Here is a 26,571-nt window from a genome sequence, read left to right on the forward strand (position 1 = left end):
CCCAAAAACCCCGCCACCACACCGATCCCAGGCACCCACCAAACCCTCCCCACACCCAAACAACCAAAACAACTCCCTGTGGGCTGCATCACCCCTCAGGCGCGGGCATCCACCCGCCCGCACACGGCTGCCACGTCGTTGCCCGCCAACCGCCCGCACAGCGGTCGCCGGCCAACCGCCGTCGAATCCTTAAACGCAAGAAGGGCCGGCACCTAGTGGCGCCGGCCCTTCTTCAATCCACTGGATTCAGGAGTGCTGAATTACCAGGAAGACTTGGTGATGCCCGGGAGCTCACCGCGGTGAGCCATGTCGCGGAAGCGAACACGGGAGATGCCGAACTTCTGGAAGGTACCGCGCGGGCGGCCATCGATGATGTCGCGGTTACGCAGACGTACCGGTGAGGCGTTGCGGGGCAGCTTCTGCAGGCCGAGGCGTGCAGCTTCGCGTGCCTCGTCGGTCGACGCGGGGTCAACCAGAGCCTTCTTCAGTTCGAGGCGCTTTGCAGCATAACGCTCTACGATGACTTTACGCTGTTCGTTCTTAGCGATCATTGACTTCTTAGCCATGTGTTTAGCGCTCCTCTCGGAATTCGACGTGCTTGCGGATGCGGGGGTCGTACTTCTTCAGAACCATGCGGTCCGGGTCGTTACGACGGTTCTTGCGCGTCACGTAGGTGTAACCCGTGCCCGCGGTCGACTTGAGCTTGATGATCGGACGTACGTCCTTGTCCTTAGCCATTAGAGCTTCACTCCTCGTGCCAGGATGGCGGCTACGACTACGTCGATGCCACGCACGTCGATGGTCTTGATGCCCTTTGCAGAGACCTGCAGAGTGACATTACGGCGCAGGGACGGAACCCAGTAGCGCTTCTTCTGGATGTTCGGGTCGAACCGACGCTTGTTGCGTCGGTGCGAGTGCGAAATGCTGTGTCCAAAGCCCGGCTCGGCTCCGGTCACCTGGCAGTGTGCTGCCATGACGACTCTCCTCAAAATAAATGAAACGGTTGCAGAGTTCCCGCGTAACCGTGCGACAGGCGGCGTCCGCATCCAGCTCCCACTGAGTTTCGGTAGTTCCGCAGTGTTCAGGCAGACGGGGTCAACCGGCTGATTTCCTCACTGCGGCGAAGACTGTGGGCCTCGGGCACCGGCTGTTGAATCCCTGAAAGGAAAACCACGGCGAAGTACCGGGATGCTGGGCGAATACAGGAGTGCACGCAACTTGAGCCCCTAACTACCGGCCATCAGGACTGCCAATATTGCAGACAGATCCCGCCAACCGGAGCAATTGCACACGCTCCGCGCCACCTAGCGCCTACCAAGTCTACGAGCTTGACGAATTAAAGACCAATCCGCTAACCGGAGGTGTATAAGGGACGCCAGCCGGTTCCGGGCGAAGTCACATCGGCACCCTAGCGCTTTCACAGCAAAATGATAGGCGGTCGGCGGACTGTATAACCATGAACTCTTCACTCCAGATGGTCGTCCCTGGCGCGGCCCGCAGCACTCCCGTGGAGCGGTTCCGCGGTCAGGCCCGGAGTCGCTTGTTCCGGGCAGACCTGCTGACCGTGCTCGCTTGGTCTTCGGTGGCGGCCGCCATTGCGCTGTGGCTGGCCGACGGCGGCGCCACCGGGTTCTCGACGCTTGCAGGCTCGTTCACGGCCCTGGGAATCGTGGCCGGCCTTGCCGGTATGGACCTTGTGCTGCTGATGTTGCTGCTGGTGGCGCGTCTTCCCTTGATCGACGGCGCCGTTGGGCACGACCGGGCCCTTGAATTTCACCGCAAACTCGGCAAACCGTCGCTTTACCTGCTGCTCGCACACGGAATCCTGATCGCAGCGGGATACGGGATGGCCGAAGGGCTCGATCCAGTCAGTGAACTGGTGTCCCTTTGGGTGCTGGTCCCCGACATGTGGCTCGCCATCGTGTCGATCGGGTTGTTCATTGCCGTGGTCGTCACCTCACTCGTGGCAGTCCGGCGCCGGTTCCCCTACGAGTTCTGGTACGCCGTGCACCTGCTGACCTACGCCGCCGTACTCACGGCGATCCCGCATCAGTTCAGCACCGGCGCCCTCTTCGCCGAGGGCACGTGGCAGCGCTGGTATTGGATCGCCATCTGCATCGCCACCGGGGCCGCCCTGGCCCACTACCGCGTACTTGAGCCAATCGTCGCTACGGTCCGGCACCAACTGAAGGTGAGCCGCGTCGTGACGGAGGCGCCCGGCGTCGTCAGCATTGAACTGACGGGCCGGCACCTCGACGAACTGGCCGGCAACGGCGGCAGGTTCTTCATCTGGCGGTTCCTCTCCCCGGGCGCGTGGTGGCATCCGCACCCCTTCAGCCTCTCCGCGGAACCCGTGCTGTTCGATTCCTCGGGGCGGGGCAGACTGCGCATCACCGTCCGCAACCTCGGCCGGGGTTCGGCGCAGCTGGCACGGCTGAAGTCCGGGACGAGCGTCGCCATCGAGGGTCCCTACGGGCTCTTCAGCACGGCGGCCCGCAGCCGGGACCAGGTCGTGATGATCGGAGCGGGCATCGGCATCACCCCGATCCGCGCCCTGCTGGAGCGCACCCCTTTTGAACCGGGCAACGCCACGGTGATTCTCCGCGGCCACAGTGAGGCCGAACTGTATCTGGGTGCCGAAATCCTGGAACTTTGCCGCCGACGCGGCGCCACCTTGTTCCATCTCACCGGGCCCCGGACCACAGGCAAACAGGGCTGGATGCCGGAGTCGGCCGTCCGGTCAGGACACCGGCTGGCCAGCTACGCTCCACACGTCGCCGGCGCCGACGTGTATATCTGCGGCCCGACCGTCTGGGCGCGCAGTGTGATCAGCGAAGCCCGCTCGGCAGGTGTGCGTGAAGAACAACTCCACAACGAAAGGTTCGACTGGTGAGACTACGAGCAGCGGTTTCTGCAGCACTGGCCTCCGCCGGGATCCTCCTGGTCGGCTGGCAGTCCGGCGCGCACGTCGCCAACACGGGGAGCACGGCGGCGACCACGTCGGCCACCACGTCCAACGGGACCACGTCCGGAGCGGCAGCCGGCGGCGGGACCAAGTCCGGATCTTCCGGTTCGAGTTCCTCAAGCGGATCAAGCAGCTCCACGGGTTCTTCAGGTTCTGCCGGGGCCGCCGCGCAGGCCGCCGGAACCTATGCCGGCAGTGTCGTCCAGACCCGTTTCGGCGCCGTCCAGGTCCAGATCACGGTAAAAGCCGGCGCGATCACGGATGTGACCGCCCTTCAGCTCACCGACGAGGACCGCAAGTCCGTGCAAATCAGCAACCGGGCAGCTCCGCTGCTGCGTGCGGAGGTCATCAAGGCCCAGTCCGCCCAGGTGCAGACGATTGGTGGCGCCACCGTCACCAGTGACGCGTATTTGAGTTCGCTTCAGGGAGCCCTCGATGCAGCGAACCTCTAAGCTCATAACCGCCGAGAGCCCGGCGCGGAGCGCCCCGGCACTGAAAAGCAGGACCTTCCAGTGCATGGGGACCGTCATCAGCCTCGCCCTGCCCACCGCCACCGGCGGGGCAGCGGACGGCGGGCAGGTGCTGGAAGGTGCCACGGCCGCCGTCGAACGCGTGTTTGCCGGGCTGGATGCCATGTTCAGCCTGTACCGCCCGGATTCCGAGGCGAGCCGGATGGCCCGCAGCGAGGTCACGCTCCGGGACGCTTCGGCGGCCTTCCGCGCCCGCTTTGAGGATGCCACCGGCTGGCGGCTGCTGACCGAGGGATTTTTCACCCCCGAGCGGCCCGACGGCGTGCTGGACCTTTCCGGAATCATCAAGGGTTACGCGATCGACCAGGCAGCCACCGCACTGGAGTCCGTCGGCGTCGAGGACTGGTGCCTCAACGCCGGGGGCGATGTGCTGGTGAGCGGCTCGCCCGCCCCTGGAACAGGGTCCCCGTGGCTGGCCGGCATCGTGGATCCGCATGATCGCGGGGCGCTGCTCTCGGGGTTCCCTTTGGGCGGTACCAGCCGCTTCGCCGCACTGGCTACGTCCGGCAGCGCCGAGCGCGGCGACCATATTTGGAAGGCAGGAATGGGCCGCACCGAATTCCGCCGCTCCGAATTCCGCCAGGTCTCCGTGGCGGCCACCGACATTGTCACCGCGGACGTCCTGGCGACGGCGGTCGTTGCCGGCGGCCGGCGGATGCTGGACTGGGCAACGGACAGCTGGGATGTCGAGGTTCTTGCCGTCCTCGGCAACGGGGAACTGATCGCGACGTCCGGGTTCCGGGCCTAGAGGTGGGTGAGAAGGGGGTAGCGCGGCGCCAGTCCGTCGCCTGAGGACTTTCCGGTGACGCGACGGACCACCCACGGTCCGGCAAATTCGCGCACCCAGCGGGCATTGGCCCGGATTGCCTCGGCCCGGTTCAACTCCGGGACCGGGGTCATGGGCGGGATGTCGATCGAGTGGTCGTGTTCCAGGACGGTGAGGACGCGTTTGGCCATGTTCGCGTGGCCCGCGGCGGACATGTGCATCCGGTCGGTGGCCCACATCCCCCAGTCGTAGTACTCGCTGAAGCGCCAGTAGTCCACCAGAAGGGCGCCGTGGTCACCGGCGATGCCGCGGACCAGTTCGTTATAGATTGCGGTGCGCCCGCGCGTCGTGCCGAAGATCTTGGAGCCGCGGGAGTCGAACCCGGTGAACATCACGATGGTGGCGCCCGTGGCCTTGAGCTTGCGGATGCCGGCGTCATAGTCCACCAGCAGGTCGTCGATATCGACCTTGGGCCGGAGGATGTCGTTGGCCCCGGCATAGATGCTCACGAGGGTGGGTTTGAGGGCTACAGCCTCATCGACCTGTTCAGCCATGATCTGGCGCAGCTTCTTGCCACGGATGGCGAGGTTCGCGTAGCCGAAGCCCGGATCCGCGGCGCCCAGCTGCTCGGCCACCCGGTCCGCCCAGCCCCGGACGCCGTTGGGGCGGGCGGGGTCGTCGTCGCCGACGCCTTCCGTGAAAGAGTCGCCGAGGGCTACGAAGCGGGACGTGAAATCCATGGATCCAGTCTGCCAGCAGTTGCCGGAAGCAACAAAGCAGGGAGGTTCAGGCCCTCGACGCCGCTACTCGCGGATCCGGACCGCCGATTCGCGCAGGTACTGCTCCACCCGGGTGTAGGCGTCCCGGGTCAAGGCTTTCCAGAGGGCGAGGGCCAGCCGCGGGTCGCTGGACTCCAGCTCGGCGATCGCCTCGGCACTGAGCACCATGACCTGGACCTCCCCCACCGCCCTGACGGTGGTTTCCTGCCGGTTCCCGCTGCCCAGCGCCAGCTCCCCGAAGGTCATCCCGGCGCTGAGCGTGTTCAGCTTGACCCGCTCCGCGGTAGGCCCCGGGGAGGTGCTGCTGACCCTTCCGGAGGTGATGAAGTAGACCCCGCCGAACCGCAGCCCGACGCGCCGGATGACGTCGCCGTCCTCGTAGGATTTTGGGGTCATCAGGGCTTCAAGGGCCGCGGCGTCCGCCTCCTCCAGGGGCGCCAGGGCGGGCGACGCGGTGACCGGTACGAGGTCCGGCAGCAGCAGGTGGTCACCGTGGCGCTCCAGCAGGCGGTTTTCGCAGTATTCGACGGCGGCGCTCCGGGTCGCGAAGGACGGCACCGGATGCCGTGCTGATTGTCCCAATGCCTCCGCAACGGAGCCGTCCGCCTCGATCAGCACGAGTTCGCGGCCGGCGCCGGTCAGTCTTTCCGAGGACATTTCCAGCATGCGAACGGCCACCTCGCTGACCTGGTCGGTGCGCCGCAGGTCCAGGACCACCAGGTCTACTTCGTCCGGCAGGCTGCTGAGCTCGCGCACCATGGACTCTGTGCCGGCGAAAAGCAGGTCGCCGTTGACTTCGATCACCCGCGCCCGGTGGCCGTGGGCGCGGAGCACGTCGGCGGCCTCGTCGTTCCGGCGGATCCCCGAGGGCGTCTCGGTCACGTCGTAGGCGGCGAGGATGGCGGACCGTCCGGTCCGGGCCGCGCGGACGAAGTGCAGTTCCATGTCCCGGGAGAGACGCTGGGCAGTAGCCAGTCCGCGGACGCTGCTGCCATGCTCATCCAGCGGCGGCGAATAGACCGCCAGGCCCACCTGGCCGGGCAGCACCGCGATGATCCCGCCGGCCACCCCGCTCTTTCCGGGCATGCCCACGCTGCTGATCCAGGCCCCGGCGTCGTCGTACATGCCGGAGGTCATCATGACGGACAGCACGCGTTCCACTGGGCCGATCTCCAGCACCTGTTTGCCGCTGAGCGGGTTCCGGCCGCCGTTGGCGAGGGTGGCGGCCATAATCGAGAGGTCGTAGGAGTTCACCAGGACAGAACACTGGCGGAAATAGTCCTCCAGGACCGGCGTCGGGTCATCCTCGATGATGTCGAAGGAGCGCAGCAGGTACGCCAGGGCGGTGTTGCGGTGGCCGTGCTTGAGCTCGGATTCGAAGACCTTCTCGCTGACCGAAAGCTGCCGGCCCGCGAAAGCGGAATATGTGCTGAGGATCCGTTTGAAGCCGGACTGCCCGCCGGATCCCCTGATCAGCGAGGTGGCAGTGAGGGCACCGGCGTTGATCATCGCGTTGGCCGGCCGGCCCGTCCCCTCGGCCAGGGAGATCTCGTTGAAGGAATCGCCGGACGGTTCCACGTCCACTTTGGCGTCCACGGCCTCGTTGCCCAGGTCCTCGAGGGCCAGCCCGTAGGTGAAGGGCTTGGAGATCGACTGGATGGTGAATTCCTCGCGGGTGTCACCGATCTCGTAAACCTTGCCGTCCACGGTGGCGAGCGCGATGCCGAAGTTGTCCGGGTCCACGTTGGCCATCGCCGGGATGGTGCTGTAGGGCTTGCCGTCCTTCAACTGGGCGATCTCGGCGTGGATCTGGCGCAGGTAGCTGTCGATCGGCGATTCCATAGTGCCAACACTAGGCGACGCCGCATTCCGTAGCGTTTGGCGCCGTATTCCGGAGGGTTTTGCGGCGGCGAACCTCAGGCCTGCTGGCTGTCCCGCAGGATCCAGTGGTCCTTGTCCAGGCGGCCAACGATCTTTTCGCCGATCCGGGCGAGGTCAGCGACGTCCTCCTTGCTCAAGGCGTCGAGGAAGAGCGAACGCACGGCCTCGACGTGGCCCGGGGCGAGCTCCTTGATGGTTTCCATTCCCGCGTCGGTGAGGTGCGCCGTCGTGACCCGGGCATCGCCGGGGTGCGGGCGGCGCTCCACCCAGCCTCGGGTCTGCAGTTTGGTGACCACATGGGAGAGCCTGGACAGGGAGGCGCTGGTGCGCGCGGCAAGTTCGCTCATGGGCAGAAAGCGTCCGTCGGCTTCGGAGAGCATCGCGAGGACGTTGTAGTCGAAGAGGGATAGCTTGCGCTCGTGGTGCAGCTGCGTGTCCAAGGCTGCCGGAAGCAGGGTGTTGATGCTCACTTGGGCCAGCCAGGCCCGGCGTTCGTCGGCGTTCAGCCAGCGCGGTTCAGTCATGGATACAGTCTAGGAGAAATAAAGATTGACGGTTCAACTTCGCCGGATTCCGTGCCGGAAGTATCCCGTCTCTGCACCGGGGGCAGGCGGTAGGCTAACCCCATGTATGTAGTCTCCTTGACCTACAAGGTCCCCGAAGAGATCGTGGACTTCCATCTTCCGGCGCATGTCACGTGGCTGCAGGATGCTTTCGACCAGGGCATCTTTATGGTCGCGGGGCGGAAGATCCCGCGCACTGGCGCCTTGCTCCTCTCCAACGCGGACCGCGGCGCCCTGGATGCCTCGCTGGCCAGGGATCCGTTCTACGTCAACGGCGTTGCCGAGTTCGACGTCGAGGAGTTCCACGCGAGCCGGGTGGCGCCTGGCTACGAGAACCTGCTGGACAGCTGACGCCGGTTGCCCAGGGAGGAAAACCGTTCAGGCTGCGGGGATCCTGGTGGTCAGTTTCTTCAGTCCTGCCTTGGGCGGGACCCTGACCGGTTCCGGCCAGCGCGGGCTGAGCTCGTCCCCGAGCGTGACGCCCCGGAGCTTGCGGGCGAAGAGCGGCAGGACCCAGTCCCGGACCCAGCGGCGCTGCCGGCGTTCCCAGTCGCGGAGGCCGGCCTTCGCCGGGGGCGCCCAGTCCTTGGCCTTGACCTTGTGCGGTACCCCGAGCTGGTCCAGGACCTGGCCGGCGAGATACTTGTGGCCGGCCTTGGACATGTGCAACCGGTCCGAATCCCACATCCGCGGATCGTAGAACGCGTCGAAGCACCAGTAGTCCACCAGCACGGCCTCGTACCGCGCCGCCACCTCGCGGACCCGCTGGTTGTAGACGGCGTTCCGCCGCTTGAGCGGTTCCAGGAGCGCCGAGACCCTGACGTCGAAGCCGGTGAACAGCACCACCGTGGCACCGCTGGCGGTGAGTCTCGCGACGAGGAACTCATAGTCCTTCATCAGGGTGTGGATGTCGGTCCCGATATCGAGGATGTCGTTCCCGCCCGCGTACAAGGTGATCAGCGTCGGTTCCATGGCGAGCGCGGGTTCCAGCTGTTCCGCGATGATGTGCCGCAATCTCTTGCTGCGGATGGCGAGATTGGCGTATTTCCACCCGGGGTCCGCTTTGGCCAGCTGCTCCGCCACCCGGTCCGCCCAGCCGCGCACCCCGTTAGGCAGCCGGGCGTTGTAGTCCCCCACCCCTTCGGTGAAGGAATCCCCCAGGGCAACGTAAACCCGGCGCCCATCAGCGCCTGGGGATAGAAGGTTCTCGGCCATGCCGCCACGCTAGCCCGGCCGGCAGTCCAGCAGGGGTCAATGCGGTAAACGGGAGGGGCACAATGGTGAGAGGTGTCTAAGCGACGGCAAGCACCGCCGGCGGCCCGAACACCGTGTTACAGCTCGGCTTTCCCCCGCCGCCAGCCCGCCATCAACGCCACCCGCTTCCGGTCGATCCCAAATCCCGCATGAGGTACCGGCGCAGCTCCTTGACCATCCCCGCTTCACCGGCGATCCAGGCGTAGAACGGCATTGCCCCCGCGGGTTTGTCCGGGTTCCTGCTGGCGCTGATCGCCGCGGGATCCATCCGGGCGGGGATCTCCCCCAGGATGTCGCGGTCCACGTTGACGCCCTCAGGCTCGGGACCGGCGGCGGGCTCCGGGGATGACCGGAGCCCGGAGCGCGACGGCGGTCCGCACCTCTTCCTGCAGCAATTCACCGTGCGGACGCGACCGGCCGATCGCCGCACCGCGCGCAAGCCAGGTGCGGAAGCCAGGGTCCCCGCGACCTTGAAACAGCAACGCGGGGTCACTTACGGCCCACTCCGGCGGGATTTATGGGCGATAAGTGACCCCGCGTTGCTAGAGGGGGGCGGGGTCAGCGGAGGACGATGTCCACCGGGTTCGCCTCGGAGCGCCAGGTTCCCTCGGATCCGGGGCGCGGGCCGATCACTGGAGCGGTGAGCACCCCGGAGCGGTTGGTGCGCTTGTCCCGCAGGATCTCGGTGACGGAGCCCAGGTGCCGGGACAGGTCGATCACGTTTTCCGGGGCGGCGAGGAGCAGCTGGAAGCCGAACTCATGCAGCGCCTTGATGCCGGCGCCGGCGAACTCCTCCGAGGCCAGGACAAAGGCCTCGTCCATCATCACCGTGCCGTAGGTGGTGAAGCCCTGCTCGGCGATGCCCAGCTGGTAGCTCAGTGCCGCGGCCATGATGAACGCGGTGAAGCGCTGCCGCTCGCCGCCGGACATCGAGCCGGTGTCCGCGTGCATAAAGACCTCGGTCTTCCTCCGCCCGCTCTTTTCAGCCCTGGAACTTTGGACCTCGCGGTGCTCCTTGCACTGGATGAAGAGGTGTCCGCGGACGTCCAGCACCTCGGCACGCCAGCGCCGGTCCTCCGGGGTCTGCGAGCCGAGCCGTTTCACCAGCGTTTCAAGCGATTTGTAGCGGTTGGTGAGCTCGGCGTCGTCGTCCCCGTCCGCGCTGGAAGCCCCGGGCGCCGGGGCGGCTGCCTTCCCCGGGCGGGTGTGGCGTACCTTGAGCGCGTTCTGGATCGCGTCCTTGAACTGCTTCGCGGTGGCGGGCAGGGTCTGCTTGATGTCCAGTTCCAAGAAGCTGCCCTCATGGAAGTTGACCTCGGACAGGATCCCGTTCAGCGGCAGGATGCGGCTGGTGATCGAGCGGCGCTCCTCGTCCAGCAGGTGCAGCAGCGTGCTGAAGGACTCGTGCGTGCGCTGGTTGAAGAACTGCCGGAATTCGGCCTCCTGCGCTGGCAGCCCGTCGCTGACAATGGCGTGGTACCGGGCTTCGAACTCGCCCGCGGCGCCGATCGACGTGCCGTGGTCCGCGGAAATCGCCGTTCCCCACTCGCGCACGAAGCCCTCGAAGGTACGGGTAAGCCGCTCCGAGGTGGCCTGGCCGCGGGATTCGGCGGCGTGCAGTTCGGCGAGGAGCCGGGTCCTGACCTGGTTGGCCAGGTTGTCCAGCTCGTGCATTTCCAGGACGTCGCCGAAGCCGGTGAAGTACGGTTCCAGCGCGGTCACGGTGGCGTCCGACGGCGGCGACTGCGCCAGGCGCGCCCGTGCGGCGTCCAGCAGCGAATCGGCGGCGGACAGCCGGGAGTCGACGGCCTTGTATTCGCTCTGCAGCACGGCCGCGGCCTCGGTGCTGGACTGGTGCTTGTGCCGGGCCGCCTCGATGTTGGCGCGCAACGGCTCGAGATCGGCCTGCGCGTCGAGCGCAGCCTTGAGCCGCTGTTCAATCCGGGCGAGTTCGTCCGCCGCCACGGCGGCCGAGACCTGCTCCCAGGGGCGGTGGTCCTCGGCCACCCGGCGCAGGGCCTCGAGCTGCCGGCTCATCCCCTGGTGCGATTCCTCCCGGCTCTGCGCCAGTTCGGCGGCCTTGGCCAGTTCCTGCTCCAGGTCCTCCACCTGCGCCGCGACGAGCTCAAGCTTGGCGGCGTTGTCGAAGCCGAGGACATAGTCCTGGCGGGACGTGAAGCGGTCGTCCTTCTCCACGGTATGGCGGTTTCGCTTGACCACCCCGCCCAGGCTCAGGCCTTTGTCCAGCCGGGCCAGTTCGTCCGGATCCTCGACGCACGGGTAGGCGAAATCGAGGGCGATCCGTTCCCGGATCCATTCGCCGGCCTCCGCGCCGGGTCCCATGGTGAGGATGTCCAGTTTGGTGAGCAGATCGCCATCGGCCGCGTCCTGCACGGCCAGTGCGCCGCCGGGCAGGGGCTTGGAGACGTCCACCGCGCGCAGGGCACCGCGGACGGAATGGGCGTTGAGGTAGCGGGTGACGGCGGCGAAGTGCTCGCCGGGGACCAGCAGGGTGGTGGCCAGGCTGCGCAGCGCGCGCTCGGCGGCCGGACGCCACTGTTCCTGGCCCTCGGCGAGGTCGATCAGCTCGCCGCCGAACGGCATCTGCTCCTCGGGGACGCCGGTGGCGGCTGCGATGGCGCTGCGGTTTTCAATGCTCGACGGCGGCAGCAGGGACTTGCGCGTCTTGAGCGACACCAGTTCCTGCCGGGCGGCGGCGAGCTCACGCTTGCTGGTCGCGTGGCCGTCGAAGGCCTCGAAACGCAGCTCCTTGAGGACCTCCGAGTCGTCCTTCAGCTCGGCCGAGCGGGCTGCCGCGTGCTCGTGGGCCTGTTCCCAGCCGGCCGCGGACCACTGAAGTTCCAGGCCGGCGTCGGAGAGTGCCTTGCGGGCCGAGTCCTCCACCTGCTGGCGGAGTTTGAGCCCCACCCGGGCGTTGTCCAGCGACTGCTCGATCGCGGAGATCGCATTGCCGCCCTGGTTGTTGTAGTCCGCCTCAAGCTGGCGCAGCTCCTTGGCCAGGCCGTCCCGGATGCCGCGCTCGGCTCCGAGCTCCTTCGCCTTCGCCTGGGCCAGCTCCTTGAACCGGGTGAGGGTCTTCTCGTGGACGGTGACGGCCAGCTGCTGCTTGTACGCCTCGAATTCCTCGCCGGCGAGCTCCCGCAGCTTGTTGGCTTCGAGCAGGGACTGGGCATACTCCCTGTTCAGCCCGGGCACCGGTGCCAGCTGGTCGCGCTGCTGCCGGACGTCCTCAAGCCGCTGCCGGATGGACATCAGGTTGCTGAATTCCTCGACGACGTCATCCGCCGCGGTCAGTGTGGCGGGCGCGTCCAGGACCTGGTCGCGGAAGAAGTTGTTGACGCTGCCGCCGAGGCCCTTGCCGGCCTGGATGACGCGCAGCAAAGGCAGGGCCTGGTCGGAGTTGATCCCGAGCAGGCGCCGGAAGCGCTCCGCGAAGGCCTTGTGCACGTCGAAGACCTGGGCGTCCGGGAAAATCGTATCCAGCGCCGACTTGGTGAAGCGCTTCTCCGCGATGCCCTCAATGGCGGTCAGGTCCAGTGGCTTGTTGTCGATCAGGTAGTACCGGCCGACGCTGGACTCCGTGCCGTTTTTGGGCAGGTCGAACAGCGCCGAAACCGTCACCCGCGTGCCGGCGGCGTTGTCGAAGGTCAGGGCGACGGCGGACCAGGTGGCGCCCGGGCGCTGAAACGCACTGGCCGAGCCCTCGCCCACGGCCTTGTCCCCCACCTTGCCGCGCATGTAGGTGAACGTGGTGCGTTTGTCCTCCACCGCGCCGCCCGCGCGCTGGGCTGCGGCCTCGTTGGAGCGCGGCCTCGCGTCGTATACCCTGAGCATCGCGTCGAACAGAGTGGATTTGCCGACGCCGGAATTGCCGGTCAGCAGGGTGCCGTTGCGGTCCACGTGCATAGTGTGGGCGCCATGGAAGGTGCCCCAGTTGACCACCTGGACGAGGGCGAGGCGCATCTGGCCCGGGTTGGTGAGCTCGCCCATCGGGAGCATGGTCGCGATGCTCACTTGGATTCCTCCCGTTCGGTGTGGTCGCCTACCGCGCCGACGCCTTCCGCGACACCACCGGAGACATGCTCTGCATGCTCGCTCGTTCCTCGCTTAGACGCATGCTGCCGCATGTCCCCGGCGCTGCCGCTGCTTTCAAGGCCCCTGGGCGACTGGGCGGCATGGCCGTCTTCGTCGTCGTCCTCGGCATCTGCCGGTGCCTCGCCGTCGAACTCCAGCAGGGGTTCCGTGCCTGACTGGTCGGTGCCGGCTGCCACCAGGGCTTCGATCTGGGCCGGGATGTCGCCGATGTTTTCGAAGGGGAGGGCCAGGGGCAGGGCATTGGAGATGGTGTAGACCTCGTCGAGGCCGGTGGTGAGGAGGAGCTGGCGGGCCAGGAGCTTGGTGATGGCGCGGTTGACGACGTCGGAATCGCGGAGGGCGTCCTGCTGGCCGGCCGGCTGGTAGTGGGCCACGAGTTCAGCAATTTCCTCGCGCGTGATCGTGGGGTCGGTCTGGGCCGTGACGTGGCGGTCCAGGAGCAGGCGCAGGCGCAGCAGCACGATGGTTTCCACCCGGCTCAGGGCGCGCTGCTGGCGCAGGATGCTGGAGCGGGTGCCGGCACCGATTGCCTCGGGGTCCACCGGGCGCAGGACGGCCACCTTGCGTTCGTGGTCCAGCTGCAGGGTCAGGAAGAGTTCGGACAGGCGGCTGCGAAGGATCAGCTGGTTGTCCAGCAGTGTGGTCCAGAGCTTTTCATCCCGGCCACCATCGATGTACGGGCCCTTGAGGAGTTTCACGAGCGCCTGCCGGACCTTCATTGGGAGCACGCCGGTGTCCCCCGGGAAGAGTGCGGCGCCGTCGACGAAGGTGTCGCGCGGGGTCACCGTGAAGGGGTCGGCATGGAAGTGCTGGGCAGGCTCCGCCTCCACGGTCCCTTGTTCCTCCACTGCTGCCTGGGAAAGTTCTGTCATGTTCAATCCTTCTTAAGCGTGACGACCGGCAGGTACGCGGTGCGCGTGGAGCCGTCGATCTGTTCGAAGTCGAGGGTGTCCCAGGCCTCGCGGTCGAAGCCGGCACCCTGGTGCAGGGCGTGCGAGAGCAGCGCGCGGATCGAGTTAATGTGGTGTTCCCCCGGCGGGAGCTGCTCCCACGCCTCGGCCAGGCTGGAAGCTCCGGCGAACGCGGCGCGGATCGCCTGGGGGCTGGCTTTGCCGGTCCGCGGCGAGCGCACGCGGTCCGAGTCGCTGAAGGCGATGGGGTCGGCCAGCTTGGGCGGGGCCGCGAAATCGTCCGGGTCGAACAGCTTCACCATGGCCAGGGACTCGAAGCCGGCGGTGAACAGCACCGGTCCGCGGACCAGCCCGGGGCGTTCGCGCTCGTACGGCAGGGACCGGATGGCCTGCTCGGCCTCCCTCAAGACCTTGCGGAGCCGGACGGACTGGCGGAAGTCGTCGCTCTGGACATAGGTGTTCAGGCTTTCGCTGAGCTTGCCGTAAATCCGCTGGATCTGGCTGTGCTGGGTCCGCAATTCCGCCACCAGGTTCTTCAGCGTCTCGCGTTCCTCATGGCTGAGGTCGTCGGCGAACTGCCGGCTGAGCACCTCGCCGATCGCCGAACGGAAACGCAGCTGCTGCTGCGGGTCCTCCAGGAACGCGGTGAAGGAGCGGAAGGTCCTCCCCTCCGGGCTCTGCCGCAGTCGCTTGTCCGCTTCCAGCACCTGGGCCATCGTGGCGCCCTTGCTCAGGGACTCTTCGATGATCTGATTGCGGAGCGCCCCCACCAGTTCTTCGATCCGGTCACGCATCTTTTTGTAGTCCGCGGGCAGGCTCGCTGCGAGATCCAGGATGTTCCCGGCGGCCTCCACTGCCTCCTCGTCGTCGAGCAGGCCGTCAAAATCACCGGAGCTGATGTCCGCGATCAGCTGGCGCCGTTCGCCGATCTCCTCCTCGAGGGATTCCAGCCGGGCGCTCTGGTCCGGGTTCGTCTCGTTGGCGAGCTTCTCGACGTCGCCCAGCAGCGTGCCGAGCCGGGAACCGTTGAGGGTGGAGCGTTCGCTGGAGAGGCTGTCCAGAAAAGCGAGGACCCGGGCGGCGGGTTCGGTGAGCTCGTACACGATCTGCCCGGACTGGTTTCGCCGGGTCAGGAAGTTTTTGCGGGTCCACTCATCGCCAAATGACTTCCCGTTGGCGGTGCCACCCAGCCCCGGGTCCTGGCGGCGGAGCTGCTCAAGGAAGGCGTCAACGTCGGCGTGGAACTGTTCCAGCGGAAGCTGCGGCCGGGTGCGGGTAAAGGATGCCTGCAGCACGGCGATCACCCACGGCGCCGAGCGGGTCAGGGCCCAGGCGGGACCCTTGGTGAGAAGTTCAAGGTCGCGCAGCCGGGCGCTGATGGCGTCGGCGGAGGACAGGGCGGAGCGGGACACGCACTCTCCTAACGTCGGCCGTGGGATCGGGATCGGGCAGCGGATAAGGGAAAACTGCCAGCTACAAGGTTAACGCAGGCCCCGGCTGTCATTCCCGGCCGCGCACCCCGGGGTTACCGCAACCGCCCCGTGACCTACGCCCCGGTAGCATTTCGATCCCGTATCAAGAAGCACGGCACGGCCCGTGGACTCTGGCTAGGGCACATCCCGCACCCTACGCTCGGGCTACTGATTCAGCCGAAGCAATGGTGCAGGGGGAAGAATGCAGTTCGACTTAAGCGCAGTGGAAACGGCAACGCTGGTGTTCGTGGGAACGCTTGTCTTTGCCTTGGTACTCACGCTCTTCGTGATGGCGGCGTCGTTCGCTGCCATGGTCCTGGTCGGCGTTGGCCGGCTCGCCTGGATCATCGCCGCGAACGTCCTGCTGGGACTTGTCCACGGCATCAACCACGCCTGGGACCGGCTGGTCCACCACGCCTCCACGGTTGAGCTTCCGGGTGACTTCGTCGGGGACATCGCGGCCGAGATTATGGGCCAATCGGCCCCTAGTACCGGCACCTACCCGCGGGTAGTCTTGCGGGACAGCTGAAGGGTCCTCCACCCACGGCGGATCCAGGGCTCGAGCCGGTAAACCCGGTTAGAGGAGATGCCCGATGAGCTCCGCCGTTGAGAATCCAGCCACTGACAATCCCGCCGACAGCCCCGCCGCGATGGTCCCGGTCCCGGCTGAGGCGATCGGACCGTCCGCCACCGCAGCCGACGCCCGCGCCATCGCCGAAGCCGCACGTGAAACCAGTTGGGACCGGCCCAGTTTCGCCAAGGGCCTGTACCTCGGCAGCTTTGACCTCAGCCTGATCCACCCCTGGCCGGAAGCCCCGGCGGACGACGTCGAACGCGGTGAAGCGTTCATGGCCCGCCTGACCGACTATTGCCGCACGATGTCCGGGCGCACCATCGAGCGCGACGCGATGATTCCGGACAAGTACCTCAAAGACCTCGCCGACATGGGGGTCTTTGGCATGAAGATTCCCCGCGACTACGGCGGGCTGGGCCTCTCGCTGGTCTATTACGGGCGGGCGCTGGCGTTGCTGGGTTCCGTCCACCCGAGCCTCGGTGCCCTGATCTCCGCGCACCAGTCCATCGGCGTCCCCGAGCCGGTGAAGGTCTTCGGGACCCCGGCGCAGAAGCAGGAATACCTGCCGCGCTGCGCCGCCGGCGCCATCACCGCGTTCCTGCTGACCGAGCCCGACGTCGGCAGCGACCCCGCCCGGATGGGCAGCACCGCCGTGCCCTCGGATGACGGCGAGTCCTACATCCTGGACGGGGTGAAGCTCTGGACCACCAACGGCGTGATCGCCGAACTGGTGGTGGTCATGGCGCTGGTCCCGTCCCGCACCGACGCTGACGGCACGGCCCACAGGGGCGGCATCAGCGCCTTCGTCGTCGAGATGGACTCTCCCGGCATCACGGTGGAAAACCGCAACGCTTTCATGGGCCTGCGCGGCATCGAGAACGGTGTCACCCGCTTCCACCAGGTCCGGGTGCCCGCGGCCAACCGGCTGGGCCGCGAGGGGCAGGGCCTGAAAATCGCCCTCACCACCCTCAATACCGGCCGGCTGGCACTTCCGGCGCTCTGCGTCGCCTCCGGCCGGTGGAGCTTGAAGATCGCCCGGGAATGGTCCAATGCCCGCACCCAGTGGGGCCGGCCGGTGGGCAAGCATGAAGCCGTGGGCAAGAAGATCGCCTTCATTGCGGCCAGCGCCTTCGCCCTGGACGCCGTCTTCGAACTGTCCGCTGAAATGGCCGACGCCGGGCAGAAGGACGTCCGGATCGAGGCGGCCCTCGCCAAGCTGTGGTCGACGGAGATCAGCTGCCGGATCGCCGACGAGCTGGTGCAGATCCGGGGCGGCCGCGGCTTCGAAACCGCGGACTCGCTCGAGGCCCGCGGCGAGCGCGCCGTGCCGGCCGAACAGCAGCTCCGCGACCTGCGCATCAACCGGATCTTCGAGGGATCCTCGGAGATCATGAAACTGCTGATCGCCCGCGAGGCCGTGGACGCGCACCTTGCGGCCGCCGGAGACCTCGCCTCCGAGGACGCCAGCCTGTCCGACAAGGCCAGGGCCGCCGTCGGCGCGTCCGGTTTCTACGCGAAGTGGCTGCCCAAGCTCGTCGCAGGGGCAGGGATGGACCCCCGTTCCTACAGCGACTTCGGCCGGCTTGCAAAGCAGCTGCGCTTCGTCGAGCGGTCCTCCCGGCGGCTGGCCCGTCAGACGTTCTACGGGATGGGACGGTGGCAGGCGAAGCTCGAGCACAAACAGGCGTTCCTGGGCCGGGTTGTGGACATCGGGGCCGAATTGTTCGCGATGGCCGCCGCCTGCTCCCGGGCGGAAATGCTGCTACGGACCTCGCCGGAGAAGGGCGCGTCCGCCTATGAACTCGCCGAGGCGTTCTGTGAACAAGCCCGGGTGCGGGTGGATGAATACTTCGACCAGCTCTGGCGGAACACCGACGACGGCGACCACGTGCTCTCCCGCAAAGTCCTGGCCGGCGACTACGAATGGCTGGAGGCCGGGGTCCTGGACCAGTCCGAAGGAACCGGGCCCTGGATTGCCGATGCCAGCCCGCGCGCATCGATGAAGGCCAACCTGCACCGGAAGTACCGCTGACGGGGGGACCGGCACCCCATAAATAGTAAGCATCCTTGCTACCTTTGACTGCCCGTGATTAGGTGGACCTGAGGCCTGAACACCGGCCTCCGCCTTGCGGTATCCGGCCCAAACAATGGGCGCGGGTCATTCAGTGAAAGTGAGCAGTCCCGATGAGCAACCCAGCAGGCCCCCAGGATCGAACTCCCCGGCGCGCACGTGACGAGGATGGGGCCGTGAGCCAGGACGCCCGGATTCACGACGCCCGGCAGGATGCTGCCCGCCCCGGCACCGCCTCCGCCAACGACGCCAGCGCCCTCCCGACAGGTGCCGCTGCCGACGCGCCCACCCGGGCCCAGGACGTGGTCCACACTGAACCGGTCCGCACGGAGCCGACCCGAAGCCAGCCCGTAACGGCCGTGCGCCATGACGAGCCCGCACGTGTCACTGCCCCGCGCGACACTGTGGTCGAAGAGATTCCCACCCGCGAAACCGTGGTGGCCCGCGAAAAGGAGCAGTTCGGTGGCATCCAGATCGGCTCGGCCTTCTTCGGCTGGCTCGCCGCCACCGGTCTGGCTGTGCTGCTGACCGCGCTGGTCGCCGCCGCCGGCACCGCCGTCGGGCTTGCCACCAACACGGACGTCAACGCCACGGTCACCTCCGGCAATGAATCCGTGGGACTCGTCGGCATCATCGTGCTGCTGGTGATCCTGTTTGTGTCCTACTTCGCCGGCGGCTACGTCGCCGGCCGGATGGCACGCTTCAACGGAGCGAAGCAGGGGTTCATGGTGTGGATCTGGGCCCTCATCGCCGCGGTCGTTGTCGCCATCCTCGGCCTCGTGGCAGGCCAGAAGTACAACATCCTGGCCCAGCTCAACAGCTTCCCCCGCATCCCGGTCAACGAGGGCCAGCTGACCAGCACCAGCATCATCGCTGCCGTGGTGGTGGCCGCGGTGGCTTTGGTTGGCGCTGTCATCGGCGGAACCGCCGGCATGCATTTCCACCGCAAAGTGGACCGCGCCGGGTTCGCGCCGGTGGACACGGTCCTGGAACGCTAGGCAGGCAGCCGTCCGGAACCTGCCGGGCGTCGGGCAACGCTGCCCGGCGCCCGGAAGCTGTTTAACCGCCCGTCTCAACCGCCCGCTGGCTGCGCCGTCCGGTCAGCCGAACTCGACGGCGACGGCGTTGAAGTAATACCAACGGCGGTTGACCCGCAGGAAGCGGCTCGTCTCGTGGTGGACTCCGCGTTCGCCGTCCTGCCGGAAGTAAGCCTTGAACTCAACGGTCCCCTCGGTGTCCAGCGGGCCGCCGCGTCCGGTGGAGACGATATCCAGCCGGCGCAACTGCATGTCCGCGTCCAGTTCCAGCACCGCAGGGCGGGTGTCCGGGTGCCAGGTCCGCAGGAGGTAGCCGGCGTCCAGCACGACGAAGGCGCTGTACCGGGAGCGCATCAGTTGTTCAGCCGTTGGAGCGTCCGCCTCGCCGCGGTGGAAGCGGCCGCAGCACTCCCCGTACTGCTCCCCGGAGAGGCAGGGGCAGTTGCCCTGGAAAGGGGCCGGGTCCGGCTGGGCGGGGGCTCCGGGGCCGGCGGCGGCTTGGGGCGTCACAGTTGTCCTTTCCGGGGGCCGGACGACGCCGGCAGGCTCCTTCCGACTATAGCCGCACGGCCCGGCGGCACCGGGCCGGCGGCACGGATAACAGCTTTGACACGTCTCCGCGAAGACGCCGGATGCCTGCGTGTCCGGGGGGAAAAGTACGTATTGTTAAGGGGTCCCGCTCTGCCCGCCGGCTCGGGCGGGTCACGTCGCGGCGAGGCCAGTTAGGAGAGGTGAAATGGGAGATCCGACAACCATCGCCCTCAACCTGACCTTCTTCGGGACCCTGGGAGTGGCGCTTGTCATGTTCTTCGGTCTCTTCCTCGTCTTTGTGGCCACGCTGGTGATTGCCGGCCTCGGCCGGCTGGTCGCCGTGACCGTCATGGCCGTCGGGCGCGGGCTGTTCAGGACCGGCAGCAGAGCCGACCGAATTGCCCCCTCCGTCCAGCAGGACCGCCCGCTCCGGACCATCGGAGCCGCCCGGCAGCCTCAGTCCGGCAAGGCTGCCAAACCGGGCAAACCCGCCAAGGCGGACAAGAAGGAACCCGTCCTGGCACCGGACTGGTCTGCCGCCGTCGCGCGGGCCGATGCCCGTGCCGCCGCCCGGGCCAAGGCGGCGGCTGCCCCGGAAGTCAAGGTTTCGGTCCGCGAACTGCCCAGCCCCACAGCTCCGGCCCAGGACATAGCTGCGGTGGCGCCGCTCGTGGAGTCAGCCACGGACCGGAACGGCCAGCTCGGCACGGTCCCGCCGGCCTTCAAGAAATTCCCGATGCCCGCCGCGAAGTCACTGCTGGACACAGGCTCGCTGGTTTCACTCCCCGGCCGGCTGCCGCTGCCCAGGAAGCCCCTGGGCAGGCCTTTGAACGAACAACTGCCCGGGCCGCAGGGCAAACAACTGCCCAAACCCGAGGCCCAGGAACGCAAAGCAGGCTGAGGCCTTACCCCGGGCAGGCAAGTCGGCTACGGTGAAACCCATGGAATTCAGATACCTCGGGAACAGCGGCTTCAAGATTTCGGAAATCACCTTCGGCAACTGGCTCACACACGGTTCACAGGTGGAGAACGAGGTCGCCACCCAGTGCGTCCGGGCCGCCCTCGACGCCGGTATCAGCACCTTCGACACCGCGGACGTCTACGCCAACACAGCCGCGGAGACCGTGCTCGGCACGGCCCTCCGGGATGAGCGGCGGGAATCGCTGGAAATCTTCACCAAGGTCTTCGGCCCTACCGGTCCCAAGGGCCACAACGATCTTGGCCTGTCCCGCAAGCACATCCTGGAGGCCATCAACGGCTCACTGACCCGGCTGCAGACGGACTACGTGGACCTCTACCAGGCGCACCGCTACGACTACGAAACCCCGCTGGAAGAGACCATGCAGGCCTTCGCGGACATCGTGCGGCAGGGCAAGGCCCTCTATATCGGCGTCAGCGAATGGACGGCCAGCCAGATCCGTGACGGCCACGCCCTCGCCAAGGAACTCGGCTTCCAGCTGATCTCCAACCAGCCGCAGTACTCCATGCTGTGGCGGGTCATCGAGGCCGAGGTGATGCCGACTTCCGAGGAACTTGGCCTTTCCCAGATCGTCTGGTCGCCGATGGCGCAGGGCGTGCTGAGCGGCAAATACCACCCCGGCAAGCCAGCCCCGGAGGGCAGCCGCGCCACGGATTCCAAGGGTGGCTCGAAAATGATCGAGCGCTGGATGTCCAACGAGGTCCTCACCGGCGTCCAGCAGCTCAAGCCGATCGCGGAGGAGGCCGGGCTGACCATGGCCCAGCTGAGCATCGCCTGGGTGCTGCAGAACAAGAACGTGGCCTCCGCCATCATGGGCGCGTCCCGGCCGGAACAGATCGAGAAGAACGTGGCGGCCGCGGGCGTGAAACTGGACGCCGGAATCATGGAGAAGATCGACGCCGTCATCGGCCCGCTGGCCGAACGCGACCCGGCGCAAACCAAGTCACCCGCCTCCCGGGAGGCATAAGCCCATGACCGGCGCCCCCACGCTCGCCGTCACCGGTTCCACCGGGCACCTGGGCGGCTTGGTGGCCCGGCTGCTCGCCGAAGCCGGCACCCCGCAGCGGCTCCTTGTGCGCGACCTCCACCGGGCTCCGGACCTGGAACACGCTGTCCCCGTGGTGGTTAGCTACGCCGACCCGGTGCTCGCGAAAGCCGCCCTTGCGGGGGTGACGACGCTCTTTATGGTCTCCGCCGCCGAGGCCGAGGACCGGCTGCAGCAGCACTACACGTTTGTGGACGCGGCGGCCGCGGCCGGCGTGCAGCACGTCGTCTACACCTCGTTCTTCGGCGCGGCAGCTGATTCCGTCTTCACTCTCGGCCGGGACCACTTCGCCACCGAGGAGCACATCAAGGCCTCCGGGATGGATTTCACCTTCCTGCGGGACAACTTCTACCTGGACTTCCTGCCGCTGCTGGCGGGTGAGGACGGCGTTATCCGCGGCCCCGCCGGGGACGGTGTCATGGCAGCCGTCGCCCGGGCGGACATCGCGCGTTCCGCCGTCACCGTGCTCCGGGACCCGGCCTTGCACCTCGGCAGAAGCTACGATCTCACCGGCCCCGAAGACATTGCCCTGGCCACGGCGGCGGAACTCCTCACCGCCGGGACCGGCCGGACCATCACTTTCCACAATGAGACCCTCGAGGAGGCCTACGCCTCGCGGGCCTCCTATGGTGCTCCGCCGTGGCAGGTGGACGCCTGGGTGAGCACCTACACCGCGATCGCCGCTGGCGAACTGGCCGGGCCGACGTCGGCCGTCCACGAACTCACCGGGCGCGAACCGCTGGGCCTGGCGCAATTCCTGGCCGAGTCGCACACGATTTAGCCCCGCGCGCAGCCACCACCATGCCGGACTGGACAGTATTGACGCGTTCCGGGCTGCGGCGTAGACCTGAAGGCGGGTGACACCGGTCCAAAGCCGGGCCGGTCCGGAACAGAATCGCAGTGCCATGCCAAAGCAGATGTCGCGACACTCGTCCATCTTGAAAACACCGCGCCACGGACGGAAGCTCGCGCCGCACCCCGGCGAACCGAGCCACGGCCCGCTGACGACGGAGGAACTCCAGCTCGCCGTGCGGAATCACTCGATGCCGCTGGAGGCCCTGCGGAGTGACACCACACCGGCCGGGCTGCATTACCTGCTGAACCATTTCGACATCCCGTTCATCGATGCCGCGCATTGGCACTTGCAGATCGGCGGTGCCGTGCAGCGGTCGTTGGAGCTGAACCTGAAAGCGCTCCGCCGGGCGCCGATGATCAGCGTCCCGGTGACCCTGGAATGCGCCGGTAACGGGCGCGCACTGCTGCGGCCCCGCCCGCTCAGCCAGCCTTGGCAGCTCGAGGCAGTCGGCACCGCCGTGTGGACCGGGGTCCCGCTCGCCTACCTGCTGACCCAGGCCGGGGTGGAAGACGACGCCGTGGAGGTGGTGTTCACCGGTGCCGACAGCGGAATCCAGGGCGGGGTCCGGCAGCAGTTCGCCCGGAGCCTCCCGATTGCCGAGGCGCTGCGCCCCGACATCGTGCTGGCCTACGAGATGGACGGCAATGAGCTGCCGCCGCAGCACGGCTACCCGCTGCGGCTGGTGGTCCCGGGCTGGTACGGCATGGCGAGCGTGAAGTGGCTGTCCTCGATCACGGTGCTGACCAAGCCGTTCGAGGGGTTCCAGCAATCCGTCGCGTACCGCTACCAGCAGGACGCGGACGACGCCGGCACGCCGGTCAGCTGGATCAAGGTCCGCGCACTGATGGTCCCCCCGGGCGTACCGGACTTCTTCACGCGGAGCCGGATCGTGCCGGCCGGGCCGGTGATGCTGACCGGCCGGGCGTGGTCAGGCGAGGGTGCGGTGCGGCGCGTCGAGGTGGGAATCGATGCCAAGTGGGCGCCGGCGCAGCTGCAGCACCCGGCCGCGCCCTTCGCCTGGTGCGCCTGGTCCCTGCCGTGGGTGGCCGACCCCGGGGAACACGAGTTGTCCTGCCGCGCCACCGACGCCACCGGTGCCACCCAGCCGCTGGAGCAGGTCTGGAACTACCAGGGCATGGGCAACAACGTGGTGCAGCGGGTCAAGGTGACGGTCCAGTAACGGGACGGCCCCGCGGCGAACCTGGTGGCATAGCCCCTAGTAGTCCACGATGGCGCCGGCGGAGATGTTGACCGTGGCGTCGGTGATGGCGCCGGCCTTGTCGGAGGCCACAAAGCAGGCGACGTTCCCGACGTCGGCCAGCGTCGCGGTGCGGTTCAGGTGGGCGGACCTGGCGATCTCCACGATGATCTCCTCCCGCCCTTCCGTCTGCCACGGGATCGTCTCGATGATCCCGCCGGACACCATCGTGACCACCCTGATGCCGTGTTTGCCCAATTCCAGGGCCCATTGCCGGCGCAGCCCCTCCATCGCGTCCAGGGCCACCTTGAAGCCGCCGAGCCCGGGCACGGTCTGGGGACCGGAGCCGCCGAACATCAGCACCACACCGGAGCGCTGTTTGATCATGCGGGTCGCCGCGGCCCGGGTGGTGAGGAAATGGGTGCGTGTGGCCAGCCCGATCGGCTGCGTGAAGTCATTGACGTCAATTTCCATCAGGGGCTGCTGGATGTCGCCGAAGGAAATGACGTTGAAGGAGATATCAATCCGTTTGGTCTTCCTCGCCACCCGGTCCACAAACGCGTCGACCTGTTCCTCGTCCAGCGCATCGACGACGGACGTTTCGGCCAGGCCGCCCTTCTCCTGGATGTCCCGGGCCACTTTTTCCAGCGGAGACTCGGTGCGTCCGGCGAGGTGGACGTAGGCGCCCTCCGCCGCGAAAGCCCGGGCGACGGCGCCGCCGATGGAACCGCCCGCACCGTAGATCAGAGCGGTCTTGCCCTGCAGCAACCCGCTTCCCGGCACCTCGTTGTTCAGCATGATCGCCTGCCTCCCGCGGTGGAGTGGTAAATTCCCTCCACTATGTTCTCGCCCGGGTCCGCTGGCAAGAGGGGGATCAGGTTACAAGGCCAGGGTTCCGCGGACAATGCTCACGCTGGAGTGCGCGGGATTGCCGTCGACCGGTTCGTCGGATACGTCCACGATCGGGTAATCGCGCAAATCCAGGCCCGCCGGAACAGAGAACGTCCCGGTGTCGGAGGTCATGACTCCCAGGCTCACCAGTCGGGACAGATCCGGCGCGATCAGCCAGACCTCCTGGTACCCACGGGCCTCGTTCTTGTCGACCCGCACCTCCAAGGTGCGCTGCCCGTCCTTGGCCTCGACGACCCGGGCCGATCCTGTGGCGGAATGCTGGTCTACGGGAGTGAGTTGAGCCTGGGCCAGCGGGGGCACAGTCGGTTGGTTCTGCTCGACGGACCAGAAGACCCCGGCTGCCAGCAGTGCTGTGGCCGCGGCGGCCGCCAGCCACACCCCCGGCCGGCGGATCCAACCCGAGACCCCGCCAGGTTCCCGCTTCCGTCCTGTCCTTTGCTGCCGGGTCGGGAGCGGCGTCGGGGAGCCGGATTGCGCCGATGACGGCGGCCGGGAACCCTTCGAGCTCGGGGATCCAAGCGGGTCGTCGGCGACAGCGGCGGAAAGCCCCAGGTCGCTGTGGATTCCGGCCCACACCTGCGGTCCCGGTGACTCCAGCGCAGCGGCGTCGTGTCCTGGCTTCGCTGCCACGACGGCGCGGCGGAGCCCCACGTACTCCGCGGCGCAGCTGGCGCAGGAACGGAGGTGGTCCGCGGCGTCGTCTCCGAGCTTTTCGCCGAGGGCAAGCAGGCTCAGGGACTCCGGGTCAAGATGTTGCACGGTCTACCTCCAATCGGCTTCTGAGCTGGGACAGGCTGCGGCGGATGTGGCTTTTGACCGTACCAAGGGGCAGGTCCAGTTTCTGTGAAATCTGCGAATGCGTCAGGTCATCGTAGAAGGCCAGCCTGAGGATGGACCCTTGCGGTTCCCCCAGCTTTTCCAGTTCCCCGTCCAGCAGCAGGCGGTCGGCCAGTACCTCCGCGGATGCGTGCCCGGCGGCCTGTTCCAGGTCCGGAGAGAGCTCGACGGCGGCCAGCACCTTCCTGGTTTCCCGCATCGAGGCCGCCTGCGCATCCGTGATCACGTTCCGGGTGATGCCCACGATCCACGCCGGCAGCCGCGCTTTCGCCGGGTCAAACGAAGACCGGGAGCGCCACACCCGGATGAACACTTCCTGGGTGACGTCATCGGCCGCGGCGTTGTCGCGCAGCGACCGGAGCGCCAGAGTGTGCACCAGGGGCGCGAACTGCCGGTACGCCTCTGCCAGCGCGGTTTCGTCACCGGCGGCAAAAAACTCGTTCAGTCCCGAGTCCCAAGCGGAAGAGGCCTCGAAAGGCGCCAAGTCCGGCTCCTTCCCCCTGCTGGTGGCGACGATGAGCGCTGCGTCGTGAATCATGCAGGCACCGCCGTAACAATCACATTGTCGCCGTAGTCCTGTTGTTCGTCCAGCCACCGGCCGCCGCAGGTCACCAGCTTCAGCTGGTGCGGCCCGTCGCGCCGGAAGATGGACGCGCCGTCGAACGCGTCCTTGGCCATGAGTTCCACCCCCGTCACCCGGAATGTCAGGGGCGCGGCCCCCTCGCGCCGGACCGTCACAAAGGTGCCCGGTTCGAGCGATTTGAGTTGGGAAAAAGGCGCCGAATCGGAGGTTGTGTCGACGTGCGCCGCGACCACTGCTGCGCCTGCGGCGGCTCCGGGAGCCGGGCCGAAGCGGTACCAGCCGGCCTCGTTGAAGGATTCTGGGATCTCCATTGCCCCGTCTGGGCTGACTCCCACCTCCACGATCGACATGTTGATGGCGGTCCCGTCCACAGTGAGGAAGCGCGGGGCCGGGTTCTTGGGCGTCGGGGACAGGGGCGTCGCCGGCCGGACCGGGATGGCTGACCCCGGGGCGGGCGCGGCTGGCACCGTGGCAGTTTCCTCCGTGGCAGATCTGTCCGTGGCCAGGGGTCGCGGAGTGGCGGCGTCCTGGCGCGCAGTGCAGCCCGCCAGCAACAGCGAAATCGTGAGGGCGGCGGCCGCGATCCTCCCGGAGGAGCTCTGTGCGGCCGCCCGCAGGGCAGAAGCCGGGGGGCGCCAGGTGGCCTCCGCCGTCGTCGTGCGGTTCATGTCCGTCCTCCTGCAGTCTTGGAACTCAGGGGCCTGCCGCCCG

At 67.4% G+C, this 26,571-nt stretch carries 27 protein-coding genes; 11 read left to right on the forward strand and 16 right to left on the reverse strand.

The window, feature by feature from the left end; all coding sequences use genetic code 11:
• Positions 1-260 precede the first annotated feature (260 nt).
• The 3 genes from rpsN to rpmB are packed head-to-tail and all read right to left on the reverse strand — an operon-like array spanning position 261 to position 974.
• A complete protein-coding gene (rpsN, locus tag BJQ90_RS05175) occupies positions 261-566 on the reverse strand; it encodes a 30S ribosomal protein S14 (RefSeq protein ID WP_011693742.1) in 306 nt (101 codons plus the stop codon).
• Between the two features lie 4 nt (positions 567-570).
• A complete protein-coding gene (rpmG, locus tag BJQ90_RS05180) occupies positions 571-738 on the reverse strand; it encodes a 50S ribosomal protein L33 (RefSeq protein WP_011693743.1) in 168 nt (55 codons plus the stop codon).
• Positions 738-974 carry a 50S ribosomal protein L28 gene (gene rpmB, locus BJQ90_RS05185; protein WP_050687447.1) on the reverse strand — a complete coding sequence of 79 codons (237 nt, stop codon included), beginning with the start codon at positions 972-974 and terminating at the stop codon, positions 738-740. The genes rpmG and rpmB overlap by 1 nt, the downstream gene beginning before the upstream one ends.
• Before the next feature lie 482 nt (positions 975-1,456).
• Between rpmB and BJQ90_RS05190 the strand changes: the two genes are divergently transcribed.
• From BJQ90_RS05190 to BJQ90_RS05200, 3 genes are read left to right on the forward strand one after another with little or no spacing between them, the layout of a single operon-like run.
• Positions 1,457-2,893, forward strand: a complete 1,437-nt coding sequence (locus BJQ90_RS05190; protein ID WP_226759240.1) for a ferric reductase-like transmembrane domain-containing protein — start codon at positions 1,457-1,459, stop codon at positions 2,891-2,893.
• Positions 2,890-3,417 (forward strand): FMN-binding protein, encoded by a 528-nt coding sequence (locus tag BJQ90_RS05195; protein ID WP_226759241.1) that lies wholly within the window; start codon positions 2,890-2,892, stop codon positions 3,415-3,417. Before BJQ90_RS05190 ends, BJQ90_RS05195 begins: the two co-directional genes overlap by 4 nt.
• Positions 3,401-4,243, forward strand: a complete 843-nt coding sequence (locus BJQ90_RS05200) for an FAD:protein FMN transferase (protein ID WP_319004605.1) — start codon at positions 3,401-3,403, stop codon at positions 4,241-4,243. The genes BJQ90_RS05195 and BJQ90_RS05200 overlap by 17 nt, the downstream gene beginning before the upstream one ends.
• On the opposite strand, the gene BJQ90_RS05205 is transcribed toward BJQ90_RS05200, so the two are convergent.
• The 3 genes from BJQ90_RS05205 to BJQ90_RS05215 form a co-directional block, all read right to left on the reverse strand.
• Positions 4,240-5,001 (reverse strand): SGNH/GDSL hydrolase family protein, encoded by a 762-nt coding sequence (locus tag BJQ90_RS05205; protein WP_226759242.1) that lies wholly within the window; start codon positions 4,999-5,001, stop codon positions 4,240-4,242. The genes BJQ90_RS05200 and BJQ90_RS05205 overlap by 4 nt on opposite strands.
• A 63-nt stretch (positions 5,002-5,064) precedes the next feature.
• Positions 5,065-6,882 (reverse strand): glutaminase A, encoded by a 1,818-nt coding sequence (gene glsA, locus BJQ90_RS05210; RefSeq protein WP_226759243.1) that lies wholly within the window; start codon positions 6,880-6,882, stop codon positions 5,065-5,067.
• Between the two features lie 74 nt (positions 6,883-6,956).
• Complete coding sequence (locus tag BJQ90_RS05215; RefSeq protein WP_226759244.1) at positions 6,957-7,445, reverse strand: MarR family winged helix-turn-helix transcriptional regulator; 489 nt, start codon at positions 7,443-7,445, stop codon at positions 6,957-6,959.
• A gap of 102 nt (positions 7,446-7,547) precedes the next feature.
• On the opposite strand from BJQ90_RS05215, the gene BJQ90_RS05220 reads away from it, so the two are divergent.
• Positions 7,548-7,835 (forward strand): YciI family protein, encoded by a 288-nt coding sequence (locus BJQ90_RS05220; protein WP_226759245.1) that lies wholly within the window; start codon positions 7,548-7,550, stop codon positions 7,833-7,835.
• A gap of 27 nt (positions 7,836-7,862) precedes the next feature.
• On the opposite strand, the gene BJQ90_RS05225 is transcribed toward BJQ90_RS05220, so the two are convergent.
• The 5 genes from BJQ90_RS05225 to BJQ90_RS05245 form a co-directional block, all read right to left on the reverse strand.
• Entirely contained in the window at positions 7,863-8,699 is an 837-nt protein-coding gene (locus BJQ90_RS05225) for an SGNH/GDSL hydrolase family protein (RefSeq protein ID WP_226759246.1), read from the reverse strand.
• A gap of 151 nt (positions 8,700-8,850) precedes the next feature.
• Entirely contained in the window at positions 8,851-9,042 is a 192-nt protein-coding gene (locus tag BJQ90_RS22845) for an SIP domain-containing protein (protein WP_413463641.1), read from the reverse strand.
• A gap of 254 nt (positions 9,043-9,296) precedes the next feature.
• Positions 9,297-12,773 (reverse strand): ATP-binding protein, encoded by a 3,477-nt coding sequence (locus tag BJQ90_RS05235; RefSeq protein ID WP_226759247.1) that lies wholly within the window; start codon positions 12,771-12,773, stop codon positions 9,297-9,299.
• Complete coding sequence (locus BJQ90_RS05240; RefSeq protein ID WP_226759248.1) at positions 12,770-13,726, reverse strand: DUF4194 domain-containing protein; 957 nt, start codon at positions 13,724-13,726, stop codon at positions 12,770-12,772. Before BJQ90_RS05240 ends, BJQ90_RS05235 begins: the two co-directional genes overlap by 4 nt.
• Before the next feature lie 2 nt (positions 13,727-13,728).
• Positions 13,729-15,177: a DUF3375 family protein gene (locus BJQ90_RS05245; protein WP_226759249.1), complete on the reverse strand. Its 1,449-nt coding sequence runs from the start codon at positions 15,175-15,177 to the stop codon at positions 13,729-13,731.
• A 262-nt stretch (positions 15,178-15,439) separates the two neighbouring features.
• Here BJQ90_RS05245 and BJQ90_RS05250 point away from each other — a divergent pair, with 262 nt between their 5' ends.
• The 3 genes from BJQ90_RS05250 to BJQ90_RS05260 all read left to right on the forward strand — a co-directional run bounded on the left by BJQ90_RS05250 (position 15,440) and on the right by BJQ90_RS05260 (position 18,880).
• Positions 15,440-15,766, forward strand: a complete 327-nt coding sequence (locus BJQ90_RS05250; RefSeq protein WP_226759250.1) for a hypothetical protein — start codon at positions 15,440-15,442, stop codon at positions 15,764-15,766.
• Between the two features lie 64 nt (positions 15,767-15,830).
• Positions 15,831-17,843: an acyl-CoA dehydrogenase family protein gene (locus tag BJQ90_RS05255; RefSeq protein ID WP_226759251.1), complete on the forward strand. Its 2,013-nt coding sequence runs from the start codon at positions 15,831-15,833 to the stop codon at positions 17,841-17,843.
• 152 nt (positions 17,844-17,995) lie between these two features.
• Entirely contained in the window at positions 17,996-18,880 is an 885-nt protein-coding gene (locus BJQ90_RS05260) for a TIGR04086 family membrane protein (RefSeq protein WP_226759252.1), read from the forward strand.
• Positions 18,881-18,982: 102 nt separating this feature from the next.
• Here BJQ90_RS05260 and BJQ90_RS05265 read toward each other — a convergent pair whose 3' ends face one another.
• A complete protein-coding gene (locus BJQ90_RS05265) occupies positions 18,983-19,429 on the reverse strand; it encodes a YchJ family protein (RefSeq protein ID WP_226759253.1) in 447 nt (148 codons plus the stop codon).
• A gap of 226 nt (positions 19,430-19,655) precedes the next feature.
• Here BJQ90_RS05265 and BJQ90_RS05270 point away from each other — a divergent pair, with 226 nt between their 5' ends.
• From BJQ90_RS05270 to BJQ90_RS05285, 4 genes are all read left to right on the forward strand, one after another.
• Positions 19,656-20,351 (forward strand): hypothetical protein, encoded by a 696-nt coding sequence (locus tag BJQ90_RS05270; RefSeq protein WP_226759254.1) that lies wholly within the window; start codon positions 19,656-19,658, stop codon positions 20,349-20,351.
• A gap of 40 nt (positions 20,352-20,391) precedes the next feature.
• On the forward strand, positions 20,392-21,396 hold the full coding sequence (locus tag BJQ90_RS05275; protein ID WP_226759255.1) for an aldo/keto reductase family protein: 1,005 nt from the start codon (positions 20,392-20,394) through the stop codon (positions 21,394-21,396).
• 4 nt (positions 21,397-21,400) lie between these two features.
• Positions 21,401-22,255: an SDR family oxidoreductase gene (locus BJQ90_RS05280; protein ID WP_226759256.1), complete on the forward strand. Its 855-nt coding sequence runs from the start codon at positions 21,401-21,403 to the stop codon at positions 22,253-22,255.
• A gap of 136 nt (positions 22,256-22,391) precedes the next feature.
• Complete coding sequence (locus BJQ90_RS05285; protein ID WP_413463642.1) at positions 22,392-23,510, forward strand: sulfite oxidase; 1,119 nt, start codon at positions 22,392-22,394, stop codon at positions 23,508-23,510.
• A 36-nt stretch (positions 23,511-23,546) separates the two neighbouring features.
• Here the strand turns inward: BJQ90_RS05285 and BJQ90_RS05290 are convergent, their stop codons facing one another.
• From BJQ90_RS05290 to BJQ90_RS05305, 4 genes are all read right to left on the reverse strand, one after another.
• Positions 23,547-24,326 carry an SDR family NAD(P)-dependent oxidoreductase gene (locus tag BJQ90_RS05290; protein ID WP_226759258.1) on the reverse strand — a complete coding sequence of 260 codons (780 nt, stop codon included), beginning with the start codon at positions 24,324-24,326 and terminating at the stop codon, positions 23,547-23,549.
• Between the two features lie 81 nt (positions 24,327-24,407).
• Positions 24,408-25,199 (reverse strand): anti-sigma factor domain-containing protein, encoded by a 792-nt coding sequence (locus BJQ90_RS05295; RefSeq protein WP_226759259.1) that lies wholly within the window; start codon positions 25,197-25,199, stop codon positions 24,408-24,410.
• The gene (locus tag BJQ90_RS05300) at positions 25,186-25,815 is read right to left on the reverse strand and encodes an RNA polymerase sigma factor (protein ID WP_226759260.1); all 630 of its coding nucleotides are present in this window, start codon (positions 25,813-25,815) and stop codon (positions 25,186-25,188) included. The genes BJQ90_RS05295 and BJQ90_RS05300 overlap by 14 nt, the downstream gene beginning before the upstream one ends.
• Entirely contained in the window at positions 25,812-26,528 is a 717-nt protein-coding gene (locus BJQ90_RS05305; protein WP_226759261.1) for a class F sortase, read from the reverse strand. The genes BJQ90_RS05300 and BJQ90_RS05305 overlap by 4 nt, the downstream gene beginning before the upstream one ends.
• Between the last annotated feature and the right edge of the window lie 43 nt (positions 26,529-26,571).

It is taken from the genome of Arthrobacter sp. SO3 (assembly GCF_020532825.1).
In the GTDB taxonomy this organism is placed as follows: Bacteria; Actinomycetota; Actinomycetes; order Actinomycetales; family Micrococcaceae; genus Arthrobacter.

Coding starts and splice junctions, on each gene's coding strand:
- BJQ90_RS05290 (WP_226759258.1), bottom strand. CDS start 24,326: ATGCTGAACAACGAGGTGCCGGGAAGCGGGTTGCTGCAGGGCAAGACC.
- BJQ90_RS05270 (WP_226759254.1), top strand. CDS start 19,656: ATGGGAGATCCGACAACCATCGCCCTCAACCTGACCTTCTTCGGGACC.
- glsA (WP_226759243.1), bottom strand. CDS start 6,882: ATGGAATCGCCGATCGACAGCTACCTGCGCCAGATCCACGCCGAGATC.
- BJQ90_RS05280 (WP_226759256.1), top strand. CDS start 21,401: ATGACCGGCGCCCCCACGCTCGCCGTCACCGGTTCCACCGGGCACCTG.
- BJQ90_RS05225 (WP_226759246.1), bottom strand. CDS start 8,699: ATGGCCGAGAACCTTCTATCCCCAGGCGCTGATGGGCGCCGGGTTTAC.
- BJQ90_RS05205 (WP_226759242.1), bottom strand. CDS start 5,001: ATGGATTTCACGTCCCGCTTCGTAGCCCTCGGCGACTCTTTCACGGAA.
- BJQ90_RS05220 (WP_226759245.1), top strand. CDS start 7,548: ATGTATGTAGTCTCCTTGACCTACAAGGTCCCCGAAGAGATCGTGGAC.
- BJQ90_RS05200 (WP_319004605.1), top strand. CDS start 3,401: ATGCAGCGAACCTCTAAGCTCATAACCGCCGAGAGCCCGGCGCGGAGC.
- rpmG (WP_011693743.1), bottom strand. CDS start 738: ATGGCTAAGGACAAGGACGTACGTCCGATCATCAAGCTCAAGTCGACC.
- BJQ90_RS05285 (WP_413463642.1), top strand. CDS start 22,392: ATGTCGCGACACTCGTCCATCTTGAAAACACCGCGCCACGGACGGAAG.
- BJQ90_RS05240 (WP_226759248.1), bottom strand. CDS start 13,726: ATGACAGAACTTTCCCAGGCAGCAGTGGAGGAACAAGGGACCGTGGAG.
- BJQ90_RS05215 (WP_226759244.1), bottom strand. CDS start 7,445: ATGACTGAACCGCGCTGGCTGAACGCCGACGAACGCCGGGCCTGGCTG.
- BJQ90_RS05250 (WP_226759250.1), top strand. CDS start 15,440: ATGCAGTTCGACTTAAGCGCAGTGGAAACGGCAACGCTGGTGTTCGTG.
- rpsN (WP_011693742.1), bottom strand. CDS start 566: ATGGCTAAGAAGTCAATGATCGCTAAGAACGAACAGCGTAAAGTCATC.
- BJQ90_RS05255 (WP_226759251.1), top strand. CDS start 15,831: ATGAGCTCCGCCGTTGAGAATCCAGCCACTGACAATCCCGCCGACAGC.
- BJQ90_RS05190 (WP_226759240.1), top strand. CDS start 1,457: ATGAACTCTTCACTCCAGATGGTCGTCCCTGGCGCGGCCCGCAGCACT.
- rpmB (WP_050687447.1), bottom strand. CDS start 974: ATGGCAGCACACTGCCAGGTGACCGGAGCCGAGCCGGGCTTTGGACAC.
- BJQ90_RS05275 (WP_226759255.1), top strand. CDS start 20,392: ATGGAATTCAGATACCTCGGGAACAGCGGCTTCAAGATTTCGGAAATC.
- BJQ90_RS05260 (WP_226759252.1), top strand. CDS start 17,996: ATGAGCAACCCAGCAGGCCCCCAGGATCGAACTCCCCGGCGCGCACGT.
- BJQ90_RS05305 (WP_226759261.1), bottom strand. CDS start 26,528: ATGAACCGCACGACGACGGCGGAGGCCACCTGGCGCCCCCCGGCTTCT.
- BJQ90_RS05300 (WP_226759260.1), bottom strand. CDS start 25,815: ATGATTCACGACGCAGCGCTCATCGTCGCCACCAGCAGGGGGAAGGAG.